At 47.1% G+C, this 21,321-nt stretch carries 24 protein-coding genes and 1 pseudogene; 20 read left to right on the top strand and 5 right to left on the bottom strand.

From position 1 onward, the window contains the following. Positions 1-71 precede the first annotated feature (71 nt). The 8 genes and pseudogenes from CW734_RS15405 (at position 72) to CW734_RS15375 (ending at position 8,591) form a co-directional block, all read left to right on the top strand. Complete coding sequence (locus CW734_RS15405) at positions 72-1,601, top strand: extracellular solute-binding protein (RefSeq protein ID WP_332871005.1); 1,530 nt, start codon at positions 72-74, stop codon at positions 1,599-1,601. Positions 1,602-1,615: 14 nt separating this feature from the next. Beyond that, complete coding sequence (locus CW734_RS15400; protein ID WP_101191601.1) at positions 1,616-3,079, top strand: glycoside hydrolase family 32 protein; 1,464 nt, start codon at positions 1,616-1,618, stop codon at positions 3,077-3,079. 114 nt (positions 3,080-3,193) lie between these two features. Then, positions 3,194-4,150 (top strand): carbohydrate kinase family protein, encoded by a 957-nt coding sequence (locus tag CW734_RS15395; RefSeq protein WP_101191599.1) that lies wholly within the window; start codon positions 3,194-3,196, stop codon positions 4,148-4,150. Between the two features lie 73 nt (positions 4,151-4,223). Continuing rightward, positions 4,224-4,829, top strand: coding sequence for a YesL family protein (locus CW734_RS15390; protein WP_157824174.1), 606 nt, complete (start codon positions 4,224-4,226; stop codon positions 4,827-4,829). Positions 4,830-5,044: 215 nt separating this feature from the next. Beyond that, positions 5,045-5,525 (top strand): annotated as a pseudogene (locus tag CW734_RS19775) (LysR family transcriptional regulator); the annotation flags it as partial. A gap of 345 nt (positions 5,526-5,870) precedes the next feature. After that, complete coding sequence (gene topB, locus CW734_RS15385) at positions 5,871-7,979, top strand: type IA DNA topoisomerase (RefSeq protein WP_101191595.1); 2,109 nt, start codon at positions 5,871-5,873, stop codon at positions 7,977-7,979. 36 nt (positions 7,980-8,015) lie between these two features. Then, positions 8,016-8,222, top strand: a complete 207-nt coding sequence (locus CW734_RS15380) for a heavy-metal-associated domain-containing protein (RefSeq protein WP_101191594.1) — start codon at positions 8,016-8,018, stop codon at positions 8,220-8,222. A gap of 168 nt (positions 8,223-8,390) precedes the next feature. Then, positions 8,391-8,591 carry a hypothetical protein gene (locus CW734_RS15375; protein ID WP_101191592.1) on the top strand — a complete coding sequence of 67 codons (201 nt, stop codon included), beginning with the start codon at positions 8,391-8,393 and terminating at the stop codon, positions 8,589-8,591. Positions 8,592-8,630: 39 nt separating this feature from the next. On the opposite strand, the gene CW734_RS15370 is transcribed toward CW734_RS15375, so the two are convergent. Next, complete coding sequence (locus CW734_RS15370) at positions 8,631-9,335, bottom strand: Na-translocating system protein MpsC family protein (protein WP_101191590.1); 705 nt, start codon at positions 9,333-9,335, stop codon at positions 8,631-8,633. Between the two features lie 155 nt (positions 9,336-9,490). On the opposite strand from CW734_RS15370, the gene CW734_RS15365 reads away from it, so the two are divergent. Further along, on the top strand, positions 9,491-9,976 hold the full coding sequence (locus tag CW734_RS15365) for a DUF2243 domain-containing protein (protein WP_101191588.1): 486 nt from the start codon (positions 9,491-9,493) through the stop codon (positions 9,974-9,976). A gap of 20 nt (positions 9,977-9,996) precedes the next feature. Here CW734_RS15365 and CW734_RS15360 read toward each other — a convergent pair whose 3' ends face one another. Further along, the gene (locus tag CW734_RS15360) at positions 9,997-10,581 is read right to left on the bottom strand and encodes a protein-L-isoaspartate(D-aspartate) O-methyltransferase (RefSeq protein ID WP_101191587.1); all 585 of its coding nucleotides are present in this window, start codon (positions 10,579-10,581) and stop codon (positions 9,997-9,999) included. A 107-nt stretch (positions 10,582-10,688) separates the two neighbouring features. On the opposite strand from CW734_RS15360, the gene msrA reads away from it, so the two are divergent. From msrA to CW734_RS15330, 6 genes are all read left to right on the top strand, one after another. Then, positions 10,689-11,360: a peptide-methionine (S)-S-oxide reductase MsrA gene (msrA, locus tag CW734_RS15355; RefSeq protein WP_101191585.1), complete on the top strand. Its 672-nt coding sequence runs from the start codon at positions 10,689-10,691 to the stop codon at positions 11,358-11,360. 116 nt (positions 11,361-11,476) lie between these two features. After that, complete coding sequence (locus CW734_RS15350; RefSeq protein ID WP_180956291.1) at positions 11,477-11,677, top strand: PLD nuclease N-terminal domain-containing protein; 201 nt, start codon at positions 11,477-11,479, stop codon at positions 11,675-11,677. Then, entirely contained in the window at positions 11,674-12,555 is an 882-nt protein-coding gene (locus tag CW734_RS15345) for an ABC transporter ATP-binding protein (RefSeq protein WP_101191584.1), read from the top strand. Before CW734_RS15350 ends, CW734_RS15345 begins: the two co-directional genes overlap by 4 nt. Continuing rightward, positions 12,552-13,337, top strand: coding sequence for an ABC transporter permease (locus tag CW734_RS15340; protein WP_101191582.1), 786 nt, complete (start codon positions 12,552-12,554; stop codon positions 13,335-13,337). Before CW734_RS15345 ends, CW734_RS15340 begins: the two co-directional genes overlap by 4 nt. Before the next feature lie 207 nt (positions 13,338-13,544). Then, positions 13,545-14,372 (top strand): metallophosphoesterase, encoded by an 828-nt coding sequence (locus CW734_RS15335; protein ID WP_101191580.1) that lies wholly within the window; start codon positions 13,545-13,547, stop codon positions 14,370-14,372. Between the two features lie 23 nt (positions 14,373-14,395). Next, positions 14,396-14,875 (top strand): GNAT family N-acetyltransferase, encoded by a 480-nt coding sequence (locus CW734_RS15330; protein WP_101191578.1) that lies wholly within the window; start codon positions 14,396-14,398, stop codon positions 14,873-14,875. 84 nt (positions 14,876-14,959) lie between these two features. Here CW734_RS15330 and CW734_RS15325 read toward each other — a convergent pair whose 3' ends face one another. Beyond that, a complete protein-coding gene (locus CW734_RS15325) occupies positions 14,960-15,286 on the bottom strand; it encodes a CHY zinc finger protein (RefSeq protein WP_101191576.1) in 327 nt (108 codons plus the stop codon). A 147-nt stretch (positions 15,287-15,433) separates the two neighbouring features. Between CW734_RS15325 and CW734_RS15320 the strand changes: the two genes are divergently transcribed. From CW734_RS15320 to CW734_RS15305, 4 genes are all read left to right on the top strand, one after another. Then, positions 15,434-16,447 carry a GTPase gene (locus CW734_RS15320; RefSeq protein WP_101191574.1) on the top strand — a complete coding sequence of 338 codons (1,014 nt, stop codon included), beginning with the start codon at positions 15,434-15,436 and terminating at the stop codon, positions 16,445-16,447. A gap of 81 nt (positions 16,448-16,528) precedes the next feature. Beyond that, entirely contained in the window at positions 16,529-17,209 is a 681-nt protein-coding gene (locus CW734_RS15315) for a response regulator transcription factor (RefSeq protein ID WP_101191572.1), read from the top strand. Then, positions 17,199-18,602, top strand: a complete 1,404-nt coding sequence (locus tag CW734_RS15310) for a sensor histidine kinase (RefSeq protein WP_101192218.1) — start codon at positions 17,199-17,201, stop codon at positions 18,600-18,602. Before CW734_RS15315 ends, CW734_RS15310 begins: the two co-directional genes overlap by 11 nt. A gap of 178 nt (positions 18,603-18,780) precedes the next feature. Further along, the gene (locus tag CW734_RS15305; RefSeq protein WP_101191570.1) at positions 18,781-19,956 is read left to right on the top strand and encodes a S1C family serine protease; all 1,176 of its coding nucleotides are present in this window, start codon (positions 18,781-18,783) and stop codon (positions 19,954-19,956) included. 69 nt (positions 19,957-20,025) lie between these two features. Here CW734_RS15305 and CW734_RS15300 read toward each other — a convergent pair whose 3' ends face one another. Then, positions 20,026-20,253: a hypothetical protein gene (locus CW734_RS15300; protein ID WP_101191568.1), complete on the bottom strand. Its 228-nt coding sequence runs from the start codon at positions 20,251-20,253 to the stop codon at positions 20,026-20,028. A 55-nt stretch (positions 20,254-20,308) separates the two neighbouring features. Further along, positions 20,309-21,013, bottom strand: a complete 705-nt coding sequence (locus CW734_RS15295; RefSeq protein ID WP_101191566.1) for a type 1 glutamine amidotransferase domain-containing protein — start codon at positions 21,011-21,013, stop codon at positions 20,309-20,311. Positions 21,014-21,176: 163 nt separating this feature from the next. Between CW734_RS15295 and CW734_RS19480 the strand changes: the two genes are divergently transcribed. Then, positions 21,177-21,299: a hypothetical protein gene (locus tag CW734_RS19480; protein ID WP_269801467.1), complete on the top strand. Its 123-nt coding sequence runs from the start codon at positions 21,177-21,179 to the stop codon at positions 21,297-21,299. Positions 21,300-21,321 lie beyond the last annotated feature (22 nt).

Below are 21,321 nucleotides of genomic sequence, written 5' to 3'. Positions count from 1 at the left end.
TGATGAAAAGAGTTTAAAAGCAACTTCATTGCTGCTGATCATCGGAACAGTAATTTCTGGATGCAGCGGTGATGGCAACAATACCTGGTCAGAGGATTATGGACTTTCTGATATTTCATTTCCGTTGGAAGAAAAGTGACATTGAAAATCATGACACAAAGTTCGCCTCTAGCCCTGAAGATCCCAATGAAAAGTTGCTCAATCAGCGATTGGAAGAGAATACAAATGTTCATGTTGAATGGAGAAACTTTACAGGAGAAACATTTGGTGAGAAAAGGAATTTAGCGATGACGAGTGGGGATATGCCAGATGCAATCCACAACGCTGGTTATAGTGATTATGAGTTATTAAATCTGGCAGAAGATGGCGCGATTATTCCGCTAAACGATTTAATAGAGGAACATATGCCGAATCTGCAAGCAGTGTTGGAAAAAGCGCCGGAGTATAAAGACATGATGACGGCACCGGACGGAAATATCTATGCATTCCCTTGGATAGAAGAACTGGGCCAAGGAAAAGAAAGCATTCACTCCGTAGATAATTTTCCGTGGATAAACGTAACGTGGTTGGAGGAATTGGGGCTGGAAATGCCTACAACAACTCAGGAATTAAAAGAAGTGCTAATCGCTTTTAAAGAGAATGATCCTGCTGGAGGCGGACAAACAATTCCGATGTCATTTATTGTAAATGACGGCGGACAGGATCCAGGATTCTTATTTGGCTCGTTTGGTCTGGGTGATAATTGGGATCACACCGTTGTAACTAATGATGGAGAAGTTAGATTAACATCCAGCGATGAAGGATACAAAGAAGCTATCAATTTCATGAATGAACTGCATAAGGAAAAATTAATTGATATTGAAGCCTTTGAACAGGACTGGTCTACTTATGTAGCTAAAGGCCAAGAAGGACGCTACGGAATGTATTTTACTTGGGATAAAGCAAATATTTCAGGATCGAATGATGATTATGCGCTTATGCCCCCTTTAGAAGGTCCAAATGGCCAAAAAAATGTTGCCAGAACAAATGGGATGGGTTTTGATCGTTCGAAAATGGTTATTACAGGTGCCAACCAAAATCTTGAATTAACGGCAAAATGGGTGGATGAATTCTATGACCCCCATCAGTCTGTACAAAACAACTGGGGTACTTTTGGGGATGAAGATATGCAGAATATCTTTGAATTTGATAAAGAGCAAAATATATTAAAACACCTCAGCCTAGAAGGGACTGCGCCTGTTGAATTAAGAGAGAGAACTTCCGTTGGAGGGCCATTGGCAATACTGGACAGTTATTATGGGGAAGTAACGACAAAGCCTGATGATGCTGCTGAGAGATTGGAACAAATGAAAGAAGTTATGGTTCCGCATATGGAAGCGGATAATATATACCCGAAAGTATTTTTCAGTCTAGAAGAACTAGAGCGTCTTTCTACTATTGAAGCAGACTTAGTGCCGTATATTCAGCGGAAAAAAGCTGAATGGATTGGAAATGGATCTGTAGGGAAAGAGTGGAACGAATACTTGGAGGAATTGGATCGTCTTGGTTTACAGGAATGGCTAGAAATTAAACAAAAAGGTTACGATCGAACTGCTATGTAATGGAGGAGAACTAATTGACAAAACAAGAAATTTTACAATACAGACCTAGTTTGCATTTTGCAACAAAAAAAAATTGGTTAAATGATCCAAATGGATTGATCTATTTTAAAGGTGAATATCATTTGTTTTTTCAACATAATCCGAATGAAAATATCTGGGGCCCAATGCACTGGGGACATGCCGTCAGCAAGGATTTGATCACTTGGGAAGAGCTTGAAATAGCTTTATATCCGGATGAGCACGGAACTATTTTCTCTGGAAGTACCGTGGTGGATTGGCATAATACGACAGGATTCTTTCCAGATGAGCCAGGTTTAGTCGCTATTTTTACGCACCACCAGGATAGCGGTGCTGAAATAGTGCCCAAGCAAACGCAAAGTTTGGCGTACAGTAAAGACAATGGACGAACTTGGATGAAATATGAAGGCAATCCGGTTCTTTCTCATGTATCCAAAAGTGATTTCAGAGATCCCAAAGTTTTTCGCAACGCAGAAACAGATAAATGGATTATGTCATTAGCAACAGGCCAAACGATTTCTTTTTATTCTTCATCAAATTTAATCGATTGGGAGTTTGAAAGTGAGTTTGGTGATAACGTAGGTTCTCATGATGGGGTGTGGGAATGTCCCGATTTATTTAAACTAAAGGCGGAAGATACTGGAGAAGAAAAATGGATTTTGATCGTCAGTATCGGTGACAATGGAATTTCAAGCACGGGCTCGCGTACACAGTATTTTGTTGGTACTTTTGATGGTTCTGTCTTTACTTCGGAACATGATGACATCAGATGGCTGGACCATGGGCGGGACAATTATGCGGGTGTTAGCTTTTCAGATATTCCGGAGGAAGATGGTCGCCGAATTTATCTGGGGTGGATGAGCAATTGGAGATATGCCAATGTGGTGCCTACGGATGGCTGGAGACATCAGATGACGATACCAAGAGAGCTGCGCCTTCGAAACGTAGAAGGGAAATACAAAGTCATTCAATTCCCAGTGGAAGAACTCGGTTCTTATTTTGAAAAAACAGTAGATCTTCAAAATTATGAAGTAAATACTTCTCAGCCAAAGAAAATCGAAGTGAATGAGCGATATGTGGACTTATTTTTGGATGTAGAGAACGATGCGGAGCAATTTGGCATTACATTGAATCATACGTCAACCCACATCACTACAATCGAGTATGATGCATTAAATAACGTGATCTTATTAAATAGAAGAAATTCCGGAAATGTCGAATTTTCCGATATGTTCTCGACGGACCAAGAACTTAAAATGAGTGAGAGAAACCAAGTGCAATTACGGGTGATTATTGATAAATGCTCCGTTGAAATCTTTATTAATGATGGCACTTATGCGATAACAAGTTTAGTTTATCCGGACGAAACCTGTGAAAGCATAACGCTTTATAGCCGGGGTGGCAAAACGACCGTAAAAAATGGGTATGTTGCAATTCCTACTAAACATGTAACATTATAAAATAGGAAGTTTCATATGGTTTAGTTATTTAGGAAAGAGGAAGCATTTGATTGTTTCCTCTTTTTTAAATTTAAAGAATAAGGTCGTTTGAAAATTAATGAGGGGAGTAGGAGTATGAATAAAAAGCCGTCTGTAGTTTGTATCGGAGAGTTGTTAATCGATTTTTATTGTAAAGATGCAGAAGATAATTTAGTGGACGGGAATATTTTTGAAAAACAGGCGGGTGGAGCACCTGCTAATGTGTGTGCAGCCATTGTGAAATTAGGTGGAACTGCGTTGTTCTGCGGCAAAGTGGGAAACGATCCGTTTGGCAAGTTTCTGAAAAACACGTTGGAAAAAATACATGTGGATACTTCCATGCTTGTATTTGACGATGTGAACCCGACTACTTTGGCTTTTGTTTCTTTGATGGAGAATGGGGAACGGGACTTTTTTTTCAATAGGGGAGCCGACGCATATTTAAATGAAGAAGAGGTGGATAAAGGGAAGTTACAGGAAGCTGCCATCCTCCATTTTGGATCTGCCACCGCTTTATTGGAAGGGTCGTTCCAATTGACATACTTGAATACAATGAAGTTGGCAAAAAAAGATGGGCAATTTGTTTCGTTTGATCCTAATTACCGTTCAGATCTCTGGAAAGGAAAAAAATCCGATTTTATAGAGTTAACGAAACAGGGAATTGCCATAGCTGACTTTGTAAAAGTCAGTCAGGAAGAATTAGCGATTATTACGGGTACAGAGGATTATAATGTCGGAATCCAGATTTTGCACCAAGTGGGGCCAAGCTTAATCGCCCTTACACTAGGGAAAAAGGGAACGTTAATTTCCAATCGCCATAAGCAAGAACTAGTTTCAAGCATTGAAATAGATTCTATAGATACGACAGGTGCGGGGGACGCGTTTGTTGGCGCAATGCTATACCAGCTTGCCCAAGAGAAGGATCCCAAAGAAGTTTTGCAGGACTTTGAGAAAATCAAAAAAATGACGTATATAAGCAATAAAGTTGGCGCAATTGTTTGTACACGAGTAGGGGCAATTTCTGCTCTCCCAACTTTGGATGAAGTCATCTAATAGATCGGTAGACAAATCGATGCAATCAGCTGTAGAATCGATTTTACCGGCGTAAATGGGGGTACATGGAATTATGTTTGGCACACAATGGTATATGCGATTAGGGAATTGGGGATTTAATTTAGTGTTGTTAAATTTATTATGGTTATTATTTTCCTTTTCCGGTTTGGTGGTATTAGGAATTTTTCCTGCGACTGCCGCGTTATTTGCGGTTATGCGGCTTATGATCATGGAAACAGATAATGGTTCCATGATCAAGTTGTTTTGGGCTAAATTTAAAGAGGAGTTTGTAGCAGCCAATGTTGTGGGGTATATGATGCTGCTAATTGGACTGGTGTTGTATACGGATTTAAAAGTACTGCATTATGTAAATCAGGATATGCTCTATACAATCTTGATGAGCACGACAATGGTTGTTATATTCGTATACCTTCTCAGTTTGTTGTACATCTTCTCAGTTTTTGTTCATTATAATTTAAAGGTTTGGCAGTATCCAAAGCATGCATTCATTCTTGTCATTGCCCGGCCAATGCATACGTTAATAATGGCTATTCTTGTCGTCTTCATCCTTTTCTTGTATCTGCAATTACCAGTATTGATCGTTCTTTTTGGAATAAGCTTGATTAGTTATGTATTGATGAAATTCTCCTATTTATCTTTTTCAAAGGAAAAAGTCTAATCGAAAATTAGTTATTCAAAAGTCTCCTGTTTTATAACAATCAATATTAAATTTACTGAAAGAAATCCATGTTGTTTAATCCAATACAAAATGGATTTTTTTATTTACCCTAAAATTTTGACTTGCAAGGTTTTTGGAAATTTTGTTCTAAGTCAACACATACGGCGAACGTTTCCGAACAAACAATGGACTAAAGATGAACAAACTCCCCTGACAAATTGGAGAATCGCTTGCTGGATTTTGGCATTTTCATCGAACCAGCGGACAAACAGAAATACGATTATATAAAACTGTCAGCGACTGACCTATGCGGTGTATGGATGCGAAAAGACCGGCCCTCGTATAAAAGCCGTGTATTCAACCTAACGACTTGATGGATAAGCCTTCGTTAATCTCACGTCCAACAGCAGCCAGCAACGAAAATTTCCGGAGGGGTTGGGGAAGCATTGATGACCTCAATGTTATTGGAACATATAATTTGATTTACAACGCGGCATTGATAGTGGAAGAAAACATTGGCTATGCAATTTGTCTGGATAAGTTAGTGAATAAAACCGGGAATAGCAATCACTCCTTCCGAAACTAAAAGCGAACTTAAATATCATTTGGAAAAAGCACCAAGTGTTCTCCAGTGCCGCCAATATGTTTTTAGAACAACTTCGAAATAATATAAAAAAATCTGCCCCAACAGACTGAAGGTAAGTTTCCAATTTAACTTAAAAGTAAGCGGTGAAGGCTAGGTTTGTTAGTAATTGAAATCTAGAATACATTACTGGCAAGTTTAAAATCATGAACGAAAGTTCAACATTTAAATTGAAACTCCACTAACCTTGTCCTTACGGGATAGTTGGGGTTTTTCGATGCATATGCAAAGCAATACTTAAAATAAAGGCAAACCAGGACCTGAAATGACAAGCGAAGTGGTTAATAGATTGAAAAAATCTTGCGCGGCCATGCCGTGTTCTGTAAAACAGTTTTTCATTTGGAATTTGTACCGGAAAGAGTACAATGAAACAAAGAGCATGGGAAAGGAAGAACAGCATGAAACCAGTAATTGTAGCCGAAAAACCGAGCCAGGCGAAAGCGTATGGCGATGCATTCAAGACGGTGAAGCGGGAAGGCTATATGGAAGTGGCGGCGAATCCGATTTTTCCAGAAGGTGCGTTCATTACGTGGGGCATCGGCCATCTCGTCGAACTCAAAGAGCCGAAAGCCTACGACCCGAAATGGGGCAAATGGTCGCTCGCGTCTTTGCCGATTCTGCCGGTCGAATACCAATTCCAAGTAGCGCGCGGCAAATCGAAGCAATTCAATATCATTAAGAAACTCCTGAAAGAAACCGATACCGTCATCAATGCCTGCGATGTGGACCGCGAAGGCTCAAATATTTTCTATAGCATCTACCGCCAAACCGGCGTGCGCGGCAAACAAATCAAACGTCTGTGGATCAATTCACTCGAAGTCGACGAAGTGCGCGAAGGGTTCCGCAATTTGCGCGACAATGAGGAAGACTTGCGCCTGTATGAGGAAGCGCGTGCGCGCCAAATCAGTGACTGGCTGGTTGGCATGAACGGCTCGCGGCTTTACTCGCTGCTGCTTCAAGAACGCGGCATCCACGAAGTCTTTGCTATTGGTCGCGTCCAGACGCCGACGGTATTTTTGATCTATCAGCGCCAAAAGGAAATCGAAGCCTTCAAACCCGAGCCATTTTATGAAATCGAAGGGAAGTTCAAGTCCGCGAAAGGCAGCTATAAAGGAAAAGCGAAACTGAAAGCGAAAGAGCGCAAAAAAGCGGAAGAGCTCTTGGCCACCCATGAATTGACGGACGGCAAAGCGCAAGGCCATATCAAAGAATTGAAGACGGCGGAAAAGCATATCCCGCCGCAGCCTCTGCATTCCTTATCGAGCCTGCAGGCAGCAGCAAACCGGAAATGGAAATACAGCCCGCAAAAAGTGTTGTCGGCGATGCAGAAGCTCTATGAGAAGAAGCTCGTCAGCTATCCGCGGACCGATTCGCGCCATATCACGTCGGCGGTATTTGGCTATCTGTCAGCCCAAGTGGAAAGTTACCAAAAGCTCATCGATGCCCCGTTTCCGATTGCCTCGAAAACGCCGAAAAAGCGTTTTGTCGATAACTCGAAAGTGCAGGAACACTACGCCATCATCCCGACGAAGAGTTTGCCGACAGCCCGTAAAATAGAAGGGTTGCCGCAGGATGAACGGAATTTATACGAAGAAGTGATGCGTACGGCACTCGGCATGTTCCACCGGGATTACCGCTATGCCGAAACGAAAGTCGTGACTGATGTCAAAGGGCTCGAATTCCATACGACGGGCCGGACAGAGCTCGACAAAGGCTGGAAATCCTTATTTCCAACATCCAAAGAAGCGAAGCAGGATCCGCCGCTTCCCGAATTGGCCCTCCATGAGCAAGTAGCGGCAGCGGTTGCCATTGTCGAAGGCATGACGACTCCGCCAAAGCCCTATACGGAAGGGCAGCTGATCGCCATGATGAAAACCTGCGGGAAGTTCGCGGAAGACATAGCCGACAGCGAAATCCTTAAGGAAGTCGAAGGGCTCGGAACAGAAGCGACGCGCAGCGGCATCATTGAAACGATCAAACGGCATAATTATATTGAGGTTAAGAGAAACATCGTATCAGTCACCGAAAAAGGGCGCATGCTGTGTCAGGCCATTGAAGGGAATTTGCTATCAAGCCCGTCGATGACGGCAAAATGGGAAAGCTATTTGAAAAAAATCGGCAAAGGCGAAGGTTCGTCGGAAGTTTTTCTCGCCACGATCGGCAAGTTTATCGAGAAGCTGCTGCAGGACGTGCCGGAGCAATTGCGCAGCAACGGCATGCCGGACCAGATGCCGGCATTGCAAGGAACGGAAATTGCGGTATGCCCGCGCTGCCGGAAAGGATCGATTGTTTCCCGCAGGGGCTCGTATGGCTGTACGGAACATGCCAATGGCTGCAAGCAATCGTTCCCGGCGGTGTTTTTGAAAAAAAGGCTGACCGCCAAACATATCGAATACTTATGCACCAAAGGGAAAACACCGGTTATTAAAGGGTTTGTTTCGAAGAACGGCAAAAAGTTCAACGCCAGCCTGGAACTGGAAGAAGGTAAACTGAAAATGAAGTTTTGATATTTCCCGGGAAATGCACAGAAAGGAGAATCGATGATGAGAAAAATGACGATGTATGTAAAAGAAGCGAAATCACAACGCCCAATTCACGAACTGGAAGATTTATTGCTGAAAGAACCAGGCGTTGAACGGGCTTTAGTTGATGTGGAAGACGGCGAAGTCAAACTGGAGCTGGACGAAACCAAGGTCAAAGAAAGCCAGATTATCCGTCTTATCAAAGAGGCCGGCTTCCATTTGGAGTGATTTCTTTGCCACATGGTGCGTGTTCATGTACAATAGGAATCATTGAAATGCAACAATTGTATATAACAGGTCAAATGCCGCGGACTATAGTGCCGGAGGCAAAGCCGAAAAGATTCCTTTCATTTTGAGAGGATCTTTTCGGCTTTTTTTATAGGGGGGGAAGCAGTAATGGGTTATTTTGTAGATCATCGAACGAAAAAAATCCATCATAGCCAGTTTGCAGGAGATAGCTGTGGCTTTTTGCAAACGCCTATAGATCAAAGAGAATTTACGGATAAAGCAGATTATGTGGAGAACTTGGCGGAAACAGAATATGAGTATTGCCCGTATTGCCAAACGGCACAGTCCACTGTCGGACAAATGGGATAAGCAAAGAAAAAAGCCGCCTCATGGGCGGCTTTTTTGATGTCAGCTATATTTTTTGGGTTCGAGCAGGACGAGTATATAGCTTATATCTGTGGAGAATTCCCAGTCGAGGAAAATTTCACGGATGTCCCGGTTGAGCAATTCAGGAAATTGGGTTTCCTTCAAAAGCAAGCGCTTCTCGAGCGGCCGTTTCACTTGTTTCAGTTCTTCGGCCAGGCCACTGCGAATCAATTCACGTTCGATCTCCACAAGAAAGCCAGTCCGTTCGATCAATAAGGTCCGGTCATTCAACCAGAACAACTCGGTGCTTTCGGGTTTTTTTTCGGCTTTTCGGCTGGCTTCCACTACTGACTCTTGGAGTGCTTCTTGCGTCGTTTCAGACTGCCAGTCAAATTCAGCGGCAGCTTCCCGGTTTTCCATGACCCCGATGAGCATGCCGGTCTGGTTTTCCAGATGCCAATCGGCATAGATCGATTCGACTTTTTCGCCCGAAGCACGGGAGAAGGCATCGCAAATATCTGGTTTCAGTTCTTCGATCAGCAAGTGGCGGATCTCCATCACACGTTTGAACTCGCTTTTTTGGAGCAGAATCTTTTCTGTCGGGCTTAGGAATCCTCTGAGATGTACGATGACAAAGGGTGGTTTCACAATAACGAATACAGAAGTCGGGCCTTTCCCGAAGTGTTCACGGATGACGGTTGAAATATAGCCGCCGATTTCGCTTTGCATGGTTTTGGAATTCTGCAAATGGGTCGCCTCCTTGGATAATGTAATACGTGTGGGGGATGCAATATTTATTTTGGGCGTGCAATGCCCTGAACGGCCAACAACGATTAATTGGCTGATAGAGCGGGTATAAATGGAAAAACAGGTATGGACGGAATTCAAAAGGGGTGGATTGAATGGTTTCGGCAGAACGCAAGACAGATCTTACGACAGCAAGAAACCGGCGCGTCCACACTTCCCGGAACTTTTGGGCGGGCTTATTGTTCGGAGCTGGGATGTTTTCAGTGCTCGAACAAAGCATTTTCCACTTTTTCTTGCAATGGCATCATTTCTACGAAGGCAATGGTCCCCAAGCGATTTTGACCGGGGAAGGGATTTACCAGGTCATCGGCTGGGCCTTGACGGTTTTATCGTTATGGATCGCTGCAGATTTGGCCAGGCGAAAAGCCTTTTGGCCAGCGCGCTTTTCAGGAAGCGCGTTAATCGGAGGCGGCGTGCTGCTGATTTTCGACAGCCTGGTGTTCCGCCTGCTGTTGAATCTGCATACAGTCAGGGACACCGGCGCCCCCGTTTTCTATGAATCGCTATGGCTCGGAACAGCCGCTTTCCTATTTTTGCTCGGCTGGTCAGTCTTGCGTAATGCCTCAAAAGATGGCGATTGATGCCCTTCATTTTCTATTCCCTAGTTTTCATACTTCCCCTTCAATGGCACAAAGCGGACAGCTTCGAGCGCTGTCTTTTCCAATTTTCCATCGATGGATTTATCGATGGCGAGAAGGTCCTGGCTGTATCGACTGCCAACAGGAATGATCATGCGGCCGTCGTCAGCCAATTGGTCTACCAATTCTTTTGGAATATCCGAAGCAGCGGCAGTGACGATGATCCGGTCGTACGGTGCATGTTCAGGCCAGCCGAGGCTGCCATCGCCCAGCAGGAAAAAGATGTTTTCGAATCCTTTCGCTTCGAGCCGTTTTTTTGCGCTCTCAGATAGCTGAGGGATTTTTTCGACTGTATAGACTTCATTCGAAAAGGCTGCCAGCAGCGCCGTCTGAAAACCAGATCCTGTGCCGATCTCCAGTACTTTGTGATGGTCTTCGAGATCGAGGGCAAGCGTCATTTCCAACACGAGGGAAGGTTGTGAAATCGTCTGGCCATATCCGATCGGCAAAGCTTCGTCGCGCTCGGCATCTTGCTGGTGGCGATCCATGAACGAACGCCGGTCGAGTGAGCGGAAATAAGCGGTGATGTCCTGTTTACGCGCAGTCATTCAGATACACCTGCTTTCGTTCGATTTGTTTTATGGACTCCTTGCTACTATCATAAGGAAAAATGGCCCGAAGCACAAAGGGCGGCTCTTAAGGAGAGGAAATGGATATGGAGAACACAACGATTTCAACGCTTGAACAGGATTTCCCAGATACAGCGAATCTCGAAACCGCAACCTTCGGAATGGGCTGCTTTTGGAGCCCGGATGCGCAGTTCGGTTCATTGCCTGGCGTAATCCGGACACGGACCGGCTATGCAGGCGGCACTTCGGACAATCCGACATACCGGCAGATGGGAGACCATACAGAAACCATCCAAGTGGAATTTGATCCCAGACAGATTCACTTTGAAGAGATCGTGAGGGAATTTTGGAGCAGCCATTACCCGAACCGCGACGCTTATAAAGGGCGCCAATATATTTCCTTGATGTTTTGGCAGTCTGAAGAGCAAAAGCACATCCTTGAGAGACTGAAGAAAGAAAAAGAACAGCAACTGAATGAGCCGGTCGAAACGGAGATCCGGCCGTTCGACGGATTTACGGAAGCGGAGGAGCGCCATCAGAAATATTATTTGAAGCGCTATCCGAAAGCGCTCGAACAATTGGCTGAACTTTATCCAGATGCGGGTCTGCTGACGCAATCGACTTTCGCTGCCCGGCTGAACGGATTCGTCAAAGGCTTCGGCAGCCGCCAGCAATTGCTGGAGGAAATCAACGGATGGCCGATCGCCAAAGAACATCGGGATGCTCTTCGGCAACTGCTGCTAAAGCTGAAATGGTGAATCAATGAATGCTGTAGGACCGCTGATGGCGGTCCTTTTTTATGCAACAAATGCAGGGAGAGCAGGCAGACGCAGCGAAATAACAACAGAGGCAAAAGAAGGGCAGGGGAAGGAACATGGACATGGTGGATGAACGCACAATTCTATTGGTGCTGCCTATTCTGGTTTTGCAGATCGCATTGATGATATTCGCATTAGTGGATTTGATTAGAAACCCGAATCCGAATGGTCCGAAGTGGATGTGGGCAGCGATCATCGTCTTGTTGAATATCATCGGGCCGATTCTGTACTTTGTCATAGGGAGGCGGAATTATTGAACGTATTGGAAGTCAGGTCATTATCAAAGCGCTTCGGCACCGAACAAGCAGTGGACGGATTGGGCTTTGAACTTGCAGAAGGCAGTGCGACGGCATTGATTGGGCCAAACGGTGCCGGGAAGACTACGACGCTGTCGATGCTTGCGGGGCTGTTGGAAGCGACCACAGGAGAAATCCAGCGCAAGAAAAACTTATCGATCGGCTTTTTGCCGCAATATCCGCGATTCTTTCCCTGGCTCACGGCTTTGGAGTTTACGGAAATGGCCGCCAAGCTGAGCGGCGTCGATTCGAAAAAAGCCCGCCAGCAGGCAGAACGGACTCTGGGCTTTGTAGGACTAGGCCAAGTGGCCAATAAGAAAATCGGCGGTTTTTCAGGAGGCATGAAGCAGCGGCTCGGTCTGGCACAGGCGATGGTGCACCAGCCGAGCCTGCTGCTTTTGGACGAACCGATTTCTTCCTTGGACCCGACTGGGCGGAGGGAAGTGATGGAGCTATTGAAATCATTGCTCGGGCAAACGACGATTCTTTACTCTACCCATATTTTGAACGATGCGGAAGAAATGACGGACCAGCTATTGTTTATGCAGAATGGGCGCTTGGTGGAACACGGTTCCCTTAGTCAGATGCGCAGCCGTTATGCAGACCCGCAAATTCGGATTCGCTTTGAAAACACTAACGCTGCGGAAAGGTTTGTGCGCGAATCGCCTTGGCCAGCTGCCATTAAGGGCACAGCAGCCATTATTCCTATAAAAGCAGAAGGGCCGATCATGCAGGATGTGTTCCGCTTCCTGTCAGTCAAGAGCTTGCCTGTTGTCGGCGTCGAGCAAGAGACCGCCAGCCTGGAAGATATTTTCCTGAAGGTGGTGGCAGGGAAATGAAGCAATTTTCGACACTGCTATTGAAGGAATGGCGTGAGAACCTGCGCAATTATAAGATATTCTGGATTCCCGTCGTCTTCATTCTGTTGGGCGTCACAGAACCTTTATCAAATTATTACCTTCCTCAGATTCTCGATGCGACAGGCGGTTTGCCAGACGGTGCCGTCATCGAACTGCCGGATCCTGAACCCGAACAATTACTGGTGGCGGTCATGGGTCAATTTCAGCTGATCGGCATGCTTGTCCTCGTTCTCGCTTATATGGGCAGTATTGCTGACGAGCGTAGAAACGGCACGGCCACTCTTTTATATGTACGTCCTTTATCGTATGTATCCTATTTTCTCAGCAAATGGCTGATGGCTTCCATCGTGGCATTGATCAGCGTGTGGGCTGGCTTTTTGGCAGGTTATTATTACACCGCTGTGCTGTTTTCAGCGGTGCCGTTCGGAGAGTTCGTGGCATTTGCGGCGACTTATAGTTTATGGATGGTGCTGGTCGTCACCTTGGTTTTATTCGCGAGTGCGGCTATGCCGAATGCGGGCTTGGCTGCTGGGTTGACGCTTGCCGCATTGCTTATTCTACAGCTTGTTGACAGCCTGTTCGGCAGCCGCTGGGAATGGTCGCCGTTAAAGCTTCCGAATTATGCGGCATCCTTCCTGGATATCGGGCCGGATGCGACAGCGCTGACCTGGACGCTCGCCATCTCGCTTGTATGCCTGATAGGACTGGCGGCACTGGGCATTTGGTTCTCGAAAAGAAACCGTGCAAAAACGAAAGTTTGAAGCGATCAGCTGCGTTAGCTGATTGCTTTTCTTTTGGGTGAATGCTGGTAGAATAAGAACAGGATTTGGCGCAGCGCTAATGAACTTTCATGCTGCAGTGGAATTTCCGTTCCGTGCAGGCCATTCAAGCGAAAAGGCTATGCTTGCCAAACCGGGACTCGTACACAATGGATACACGGGCCATACTAATGAATTGAGGAATAGAATATGAAGAAACTGATCGCATTGATTTTTGTGGCATTGCTCCTGCTGGGGTTTGCCTGGGTCAATAATAACTGGATTGTCGCGACCGAATATTCGGTCCAATCGGAAAAAGTGCCGGATGCATTTGCCGGCAAACGCATCGTCCAAGTATCGGACCTTCACAATGCTGAATTTGGAGACCAACAGCAATCCCTGTTGGATAAAGTCGAAGCGGCAAATCCCGATGTTATTTTCATTACCGGAGATTTGATCGACAGTGACCGCTACGATTTAGAGAGAAGCTTGGCAGCTGTCGACGGGCTGGTGGAGATGAGCGAAGTGTATTATGTCATCGGCAACCACGAAGTGTCATCAAATCGGCTGGATGATGAAATCGTTCCCGCACTCGAAGAACGCGGTGTAGAAGTGCTGCGCAATCGCTCGGTCATGTGGGAGCAGGACGGGGAAGCTATACAAATTGCAGGTATCGACGATCCATTGATGGATATCTATCTGCATGAAGAGGAGTTCACGCGCAACAGCATCGCAGAAGCCGGGCTTAACGACGCCTTTACCTTGCTGCTTGCCCATCGGCCCGAACAATTGGAGACTTACGCTAGCGAAGGCATCGATGTCGTTTTTGCCGGCCATGCACATGGCGGCCAGATTCGCTTTCCCGGCCTTGGCGGCTTGATTGCCCCTGGGCAAGGCTGGTTTCCGAGCATGACAGAAGGCGTATTCGAATCAGGTGATACACAGCTTGTGTTGAGCCGGGGCCTTGGAAATAGTGGATTTCCGCTGCGCGTTTTCAATTTGCCCGAAGTCGTGGTCGTAACGTTAGAGAATGAATAACTAGTGTAGGGGGACCGATTTTCGTGATTAGAAAAAGTGAAGTGACGCTCCATTGCTATACCAAAAGAACAGATGTCTCCTATAATCTGCCAGCGGACCAGCAGGAATTCACTATGATGCCGCAGGACCTCATCAAGCGGGATGCGGGGAATCCGGAAAAGCATCTAATCGTCATACGCGCACGCGGCGAAGTGGCCGGATTTTTCGAGCTGGATGAATCGGAGGACCGAAAACGCTATTCCGATAATCCGAAAGCTTTGCTTTTGCGCGGTTATTCCGTCAATCCGAAATTTCAAGGACGCGGCATCGCGACCGGCTCTCTTGAAGCGTTGCCGGCTTTTCTGCAAAAAGAATTCGAAGCTTTTGACGAAGTCGTGCTCGGTGTCAATGCGCGCAATACCGCTGCACAGAATCTCTATAAAAAAGCCGGGTTTGAAGATACCGGCAGAAGAGTAATGGGCAAAAAAGGAGAGCAATTCGCGATGTGCCTGAAAGTGAACTGACCCATTCAAAACCGCCCGAAAAGCTTTGGGAATCCAGCTTTTCGGGCGGTTATTTTATTAGTTGGAATTATATCCCAAGTCATTTTAAACTTCGAAATATAAATGTTTATGGAGGCTGCAGCCTGGATTGAACGCGGCTGCGCAACACGGGCAGGAAGAAGCGCAATCGAGATAGTCGCGTATGGACAGCTCGTTGCCACATGCCCCGCATAGAATGGCTTTTTCGTGGAACTGCTCTTTTGGCCAGACGGATGTGTTGCTGCAGCCGAATGCAGCGTGGCATGCAAAGCAAGCGAAGTAATCTCCGCAGCAATGGAAGCGGATGGCGATCCGGTCGATTTCCGAATGGTAATGGCGGCAGCGGGTTTCAGGATCGACATCGAGCCCGATGACATGAGGGTGTTCACACATGGACAGGCACTCCTTTTTAATTCACATATTTCTTTCATGCTACTATGAAATAGGGCTGGTGGCGAGTGCAGGGGATGGCTGAAAATGGTCGCGAACGCCGGAAGCCTTTATAATAGGGATAAGTATCTTGAAGGAGGAGACTGGCCAATGGTTAAGGAATTCGAAGATGAAGTCATGCGTGCGATGGATAAAGTGTTTGAAGATGAGATGAAAAAAGTGAGCGATACGCTCGAGCAGGATTTGCTGATCTCATTGATTGGTGAAGTCAATGCCGGGAAATCGACGACGGTGAATAAAATCATCGGTGAAGACATTGCCAGCACCAACCCGATGCCTGGCGAAACGGTCAGCGTGGACCCTTATAATATCCGCGGCCTCGAAAACATCAAGTTCATGGATACACCGGGGCTCAATGACCCGAATGATGAAAACCCGAAAAAGACTTTGGAGTTCGTCCAGCAATCGGATGTCGTGCTATTTTTCCTGAATGCTGCCGGAACGGTCTTTTCAGATAGTGAAAAACAAAAATTCGCCGAGATCGAAAAACATAATAAAGACATCCTCATTGTCCTCAATAAAATCGATGCGGCAGAAGATATCCCGTCGATCATCAGATTCATCAAAGGGCACACAAACAATAAATACAAAGTGATCCCGGTATCTTCAAAAACGGGAGAGAATTTGGATCTGCTGAAAAAGGAAATTTTGCTGTTGCTGGAAAAGAAGGGGAAAGACCTGCTCTTCGCCAAAAGCATGAAAGAGAAATCGTCTGCCGCCACGCGCTGGATCGTGGGGGCCGGGGTCTCAGCAGGAATCATCGGCGCATCACCGATTCCTGGATCGGACGTATTGCCGCTGACAACGCTGCAGGTCGGACTCATTGTCAAACTGTCGAATCTGTACGATAAGCCTTTGACGAAAAAAGCAGCGAAAGACATGATCGTCATTACTGCAACGCAGACGATCGGCCATACCCTCTACCGGCAGGCTTTGAAGTTTGTGCCTGGGGCAGGTTCGATCATCGGCGGTACAGTGGCGAGCTCCATGACACTGGCGCTCGGTTACGGCGTGAAATATGCGTACGAAAACAATATCGCCATCGATTATGAAATGATCGGCAGCCTCTATGATAAGCTGAAAAAGCGAGAAAAGAATGCTTAAACCACGTGGCCGTCCTTCGTTTTCAGGGCGGCTTTTTGGGTTTGACACGGACATTGGACCGGAAATCTGGAGGTGGGAATCATGAAAATCTTGGTAGTGGAAGATAACCCGAGTGTCAGCTCGATGCTTGAATTGTTTTTTTCAAAAGAGGGGCTTGAAGGTGAATTCGCTGGAGACGGGCTGGAAGGCTACCGAAAATTCCAGGAAGGGGATTTTGACCTGCTGATCCTGGATTGGATGCTTCCAGGAATGGACGGCATCACTCTATGCCGGAAAATCCGGGAGACAGGGAGTGAAGTCCCCATCATCATGCTGACAGCGAAAGACAGTGAATCCGACCAAGTGATCGGCTTTGAAATGGGAGCAGATGATTATGTGACCAAGCCATTCAGCCCTTTGACCTTGATGGCGCGCATCAAAGCTGTGACCAGAAGGGCGCGAAAAGGCGAAGCGGCTGAGGACGGCATCCGCACATCCCATTTCCATGTCAGGAAAGAAACACGCGAAGTCGTCAAAGACGGCCAAGCAATCGACAATCTAACGCCAAAGGAATTCGATCTGCTGGTCTTTTTCCTGCAGCATCCGAAGCAAGTGTTCAGCCGGGAGCAATTGCTCGAACAGGTATGGGGCTATCAGTTCTACGGCGATGAACGGACGGTTGATGTCCATATCAAACGGCTGCGCAAAAAAATTCCGGAAGGGGACCAGCTCTTCCATACGGTGTGGGGAGTAGGTTATAAATTTGAAGAACTTGCGAGTTAAGTATTTCTATCAATTGATCGCGAGCCATATGGGCGTCCTCGTGTTTGCGGTGGCCATTTTAAGCACGCTGTTCATTTTTTACGGCGAGCGGGTGGCGTATTCGGACAAGGCGGAGGAGTTGGAGCGCTACGGCGAGCAGATCCTCCAAGAACTGGAACAGGCACGCCCAGGGACGGATCTGCAATCCTATGTAACGGTGCTTGAAGCGCAGAACATCAATTTCATCGTCTTCGACCAGCAAAGCCGGATCCTTTATCCGATCAACGGCAATTTTCCGTCGGTCGAGCTGACTCCTGAAGAATGGAATGTCATCGAGCGCGGCGAAACCTTGGTCGTCTATCGGGATGTCGAACGCTTTGAGCGGTCAATGACATTCGTGGCGCTGCCATATGTTGAAGGCAGCACGCTGGCAGGAGGGGTGTTATTGGCTTCGCCTGTAAGCGGCATTCGTGAAATGGTGACGGAATTGAACCGGACGCTGGTCGCAGTGATCGCCATTTCCCTGCCATTCGCCTTGCTGCTTAGCCTACTATTGGCAAAAATCCACGTAACGCGCCTGCAGCGCATGCGCAAAGCGACTTCGATGATCAGTGAAGGGCATTACCAAGTCAATTTACCGGAATCGAATTTTGATGAATTTGGAGATTTGGCACATGACTTCAATGTCATGGCGGACAAATTACAGCGTTCCAATGAAGAAATCGAACAGCTCGAAAACCGCAGGCGGCGCTTCATGGCCGATGTGTCGCATGAGATGAGGACGCCGCTTACGACCATCGCCGGCATTATCGAAGGATTGAAGAGCGGCATGATCGAAGAACAGCAGCGCGAAAAAGGCATCCGTCTCGTGAGCGATGAGACGAAGCGGCTTATGCGCCTCGTCAATGAAAATCTGGATTATGAGAAAATCCGGTCGAATCAAGTGACGCTCATGAAAGAGGAGATTGAAGCGGCCGAGCTCTTGGAAATTATTCAAGAACAGCTGCAATTACAGGCAGCCGAAAAAGGCGACCGCTTGTTGATCGAAGCCGAGCCTGGCAAGATGATCTATGGGGATATGGACCGGCTGATCCAAATCCTGGTGAACATCGTCAAGAACAGCATCCAATTCACTGATGGCGGGGACATTTTCCTGCGTGCCCGTGCAGAATCGGAGGTGACCGTGCTGGAAGTGGAAGATACCGGGAACGGCATCGAGGTTGATGAACTGGAGATGATTTGGCGCCGTTTCTATAAAGCGGATGTTTCGCGCGGAAGCGGCCAGTTCGGGCTGGGCCTTTCCATCGTCCGGCAATTGGTCAATTTGCACGACGGGGAAATCTCGGTGGAAAGCGAAAAAGGCAAGGGCACCAAGTTCACCATCCGCCTGCCGCATAAACCATCAGATAAGTAATTGAAACAGTGAAAGCCTGCCGTGTGTTGCGGCGGGCTTTTTCGCATCCGTCCACCTCGAAAACTTTACATTTCTGTTGCATGTTTGGTCATAATTTTTTCATATCTGCTTTGTATGATAAGACTATCGAAAGCCACAAGGCAGACGGCCAACAATCATTAAAGGGGATGGGAAAATAATGGGTTACTATAATACACCGCGTCAGAATGACCAAAAGAATCCGTGGAAACGCTATATGGCTTCCAGTTTCGGGGGCGTACTGGCAGGCGCATTGCTGGTCGGGACACTGGTCACAGGAACGGATTTGGGCGAAACAGAATCTGCGACTGCGGGCGTTCAAACCAGTGAACTGCAAAACGAGTCAGCGATTGTCACCACAGACGTCACGGAAACCGTCGAGCAGACGGCAGATGCAGTGGTTGGCGTTTCCAACCTGCAAGCGGGCAATAATCCGTTCGCACAAACTTCTACGCAAGAAGCAGGGGCGGGATCCGGCGTCATCTATAAAAAGCAAGGCGATGATGCATACGTTGTCACGAACCATCACGTAGTGGAAGGCGCTAAAGAAGTCGTCGTGACCTTGGCGGACGGTGAAGAGCTTGAAGCGGAAGTGCTCGGTTCGGATGTATGGACCGATCTCGCAGTCCTGAAAGTCCCGGGAGCGCAAATTGACACGATCGCAGAGTTTGGCGATTCCTCAGTGCTGAAATCAGGAGAGCCCGTCATTGCCATCGGCAACCCGCTCGGCCTTCAATTTTCGGGATCGGTGACGACAGGCGTCATTTCCGGTACGGAACGTGCTGTCCCGATCGACATCAATAAAGACGGCCAGGAAGACTGGCAGTCGGAAGTGCTTCAAACCGATGCCGCGATCAATCCCGGCAACAGTGGCGGCGCATTATTGAATGCACAAGGCCAAGTCATCGGCATCAACTCGATGAAAATCGCACAGGACGCAGTGGAAGGAATTGGCCTTGCCATTCCAATTAACTCCGCGATCCCGATCATCTCCGAACTTGAAGGGGAAGGGGAAGTGTCCCGTCCGTCTCTAGGCGTAGCATTGCTTGAACTCGAACAGATACCTGCAGAAATCAGAAATGCGGAATTGAACCTCCCGGCTGAAGTGGAAGACGGCATTGTCGTCCAATCTGTACAGGAAGGATCCGGCGCCGACGAAGCGGGAATCGAAGCGAAAGATACCATCGTTGAATTGAACGGACAGGCAGTCACTTCCGTCTTGGAACTTCGTCAATATCTCTATACGGAAGTGAAAGAAGAAGGGGCAGTGACGGTCAAAGCTTACCGGAACGGCGAACTGAAAACTTTTGAAGTCCAGTTGAGTGAACAAATTTAATGTGGCATATAAAAAAGCGGCGGACAGGAAATCCTGTCTGCCGCTTTTTACGTGAACTTGGCAATGCAATCAATTCCCGAACAGGCCGAACCAGTCAAAACCGATCGCAAATCCGACAATCACCAAGACAGCGATGGCGAAAATGATCAATCCGAGCTGCAATGGCTTGTAACCTGTTGTTCTTGGCTCTTCAAGCCCTTCCTTTTCTACGGGCGGCTTGCGCTCCAATTCCTGCTCGCTCGTTTTCATATATTCCTGTTCTTTGTCCTTGTCGTTGTGGTTATTTTTGTTATCCATTTGTTCTCCTCCTCCAATGCTTGCTATATTTTTCAGGCCTATCGCTTCGGCGTACTCACTTCAAGTGTTTGTCGAGTTGATGTTCTTCCATTTCGGTCAGCTTCCTCGCCAACTCGCGGCCGAATGCCTGTGAGGAACCGGGATCGCGGCCAGTCAGGAGGCGGTCGCTGCCCCAAACAATGTATTCATCTTGCCCGTCGCCTTTGTCGTATTGCGCAATTTTTCCCATTTCATCTTCCAGGCTAAACGGCAATAGCCCGTCCACTTCTTCCGGTTCCATATCATTCGGATAGCCCGTCACTTTCAATCCTTGCAATAAGGGCTTGCCGTCTTTCGTTTTTGTAAAGACGAGCGGGGCTGGGCCGTGGCAGACAGCGGAAATGATGCCGCCTGTTTCGTGGACGACGTTGATGACGGCGTGAAGATTTTCATCATGCGCCAAATCGAACATGGCGCCATGGCCGCCGACAATCATGATGGCATCGTAATCGCTCGCTTTGACATCCACGACTGGGGTTGTCTTATCCGCAATGCCGGAGTCGTATAATTTTTTGTATTTGCCCTCTGGATCGTATGCTGAATCGAGGCTCAGGGGGTCGACAACCGGTTTGCCGCCGTCGATGGAAGCTAGGCCTACCGAATGGCCCGCTTTTTCAAGTTCCGCCAAGGGCTCGAATAATTCTTCCGCCCACCAGCCGGTTACGTAATTATGCTCTTCGTTTGAATAGCCGCTTGATAATACTGCCAATACTTTTGCCATTTGGGTATCCTCTCCATTTCTTTAGAAAGCTCTTGTTTCTACATTTACCCTTTGACGGATTCCTGAAACTTCCGGAAGTTCCCGGTTTTGGCTGCGTGCAAAGCTGTGCTAAAATAATATGAGTAAAATTTGAGGTGAACTAATTTATATGGAGAAAATGGAAGTGGATACACAGATTCAGCTGCTTGAAGCCATGTTGGACGGCAGCAAAGTCGGCACCATCGTCACGGATCCTGAAAAGAAGACAACCCGATCATTTACGCAAACCACACATTTACGGAAATGACAGGTTACGAAAAGAAGAAATT

Origin of the sequence: Planococcus sp. MB-3u-03 (assembly GCF_002833405.1) — a bacterium.
GTDB lineage: Bacteria > Bacillota > Bacilli > Bacillales_A > Planococcaceae > Planococcus.
Note: the sequence above shows the minus strand (reverse complement) of the source record. Positions and strands in the feature narration are given on the sequence as shown.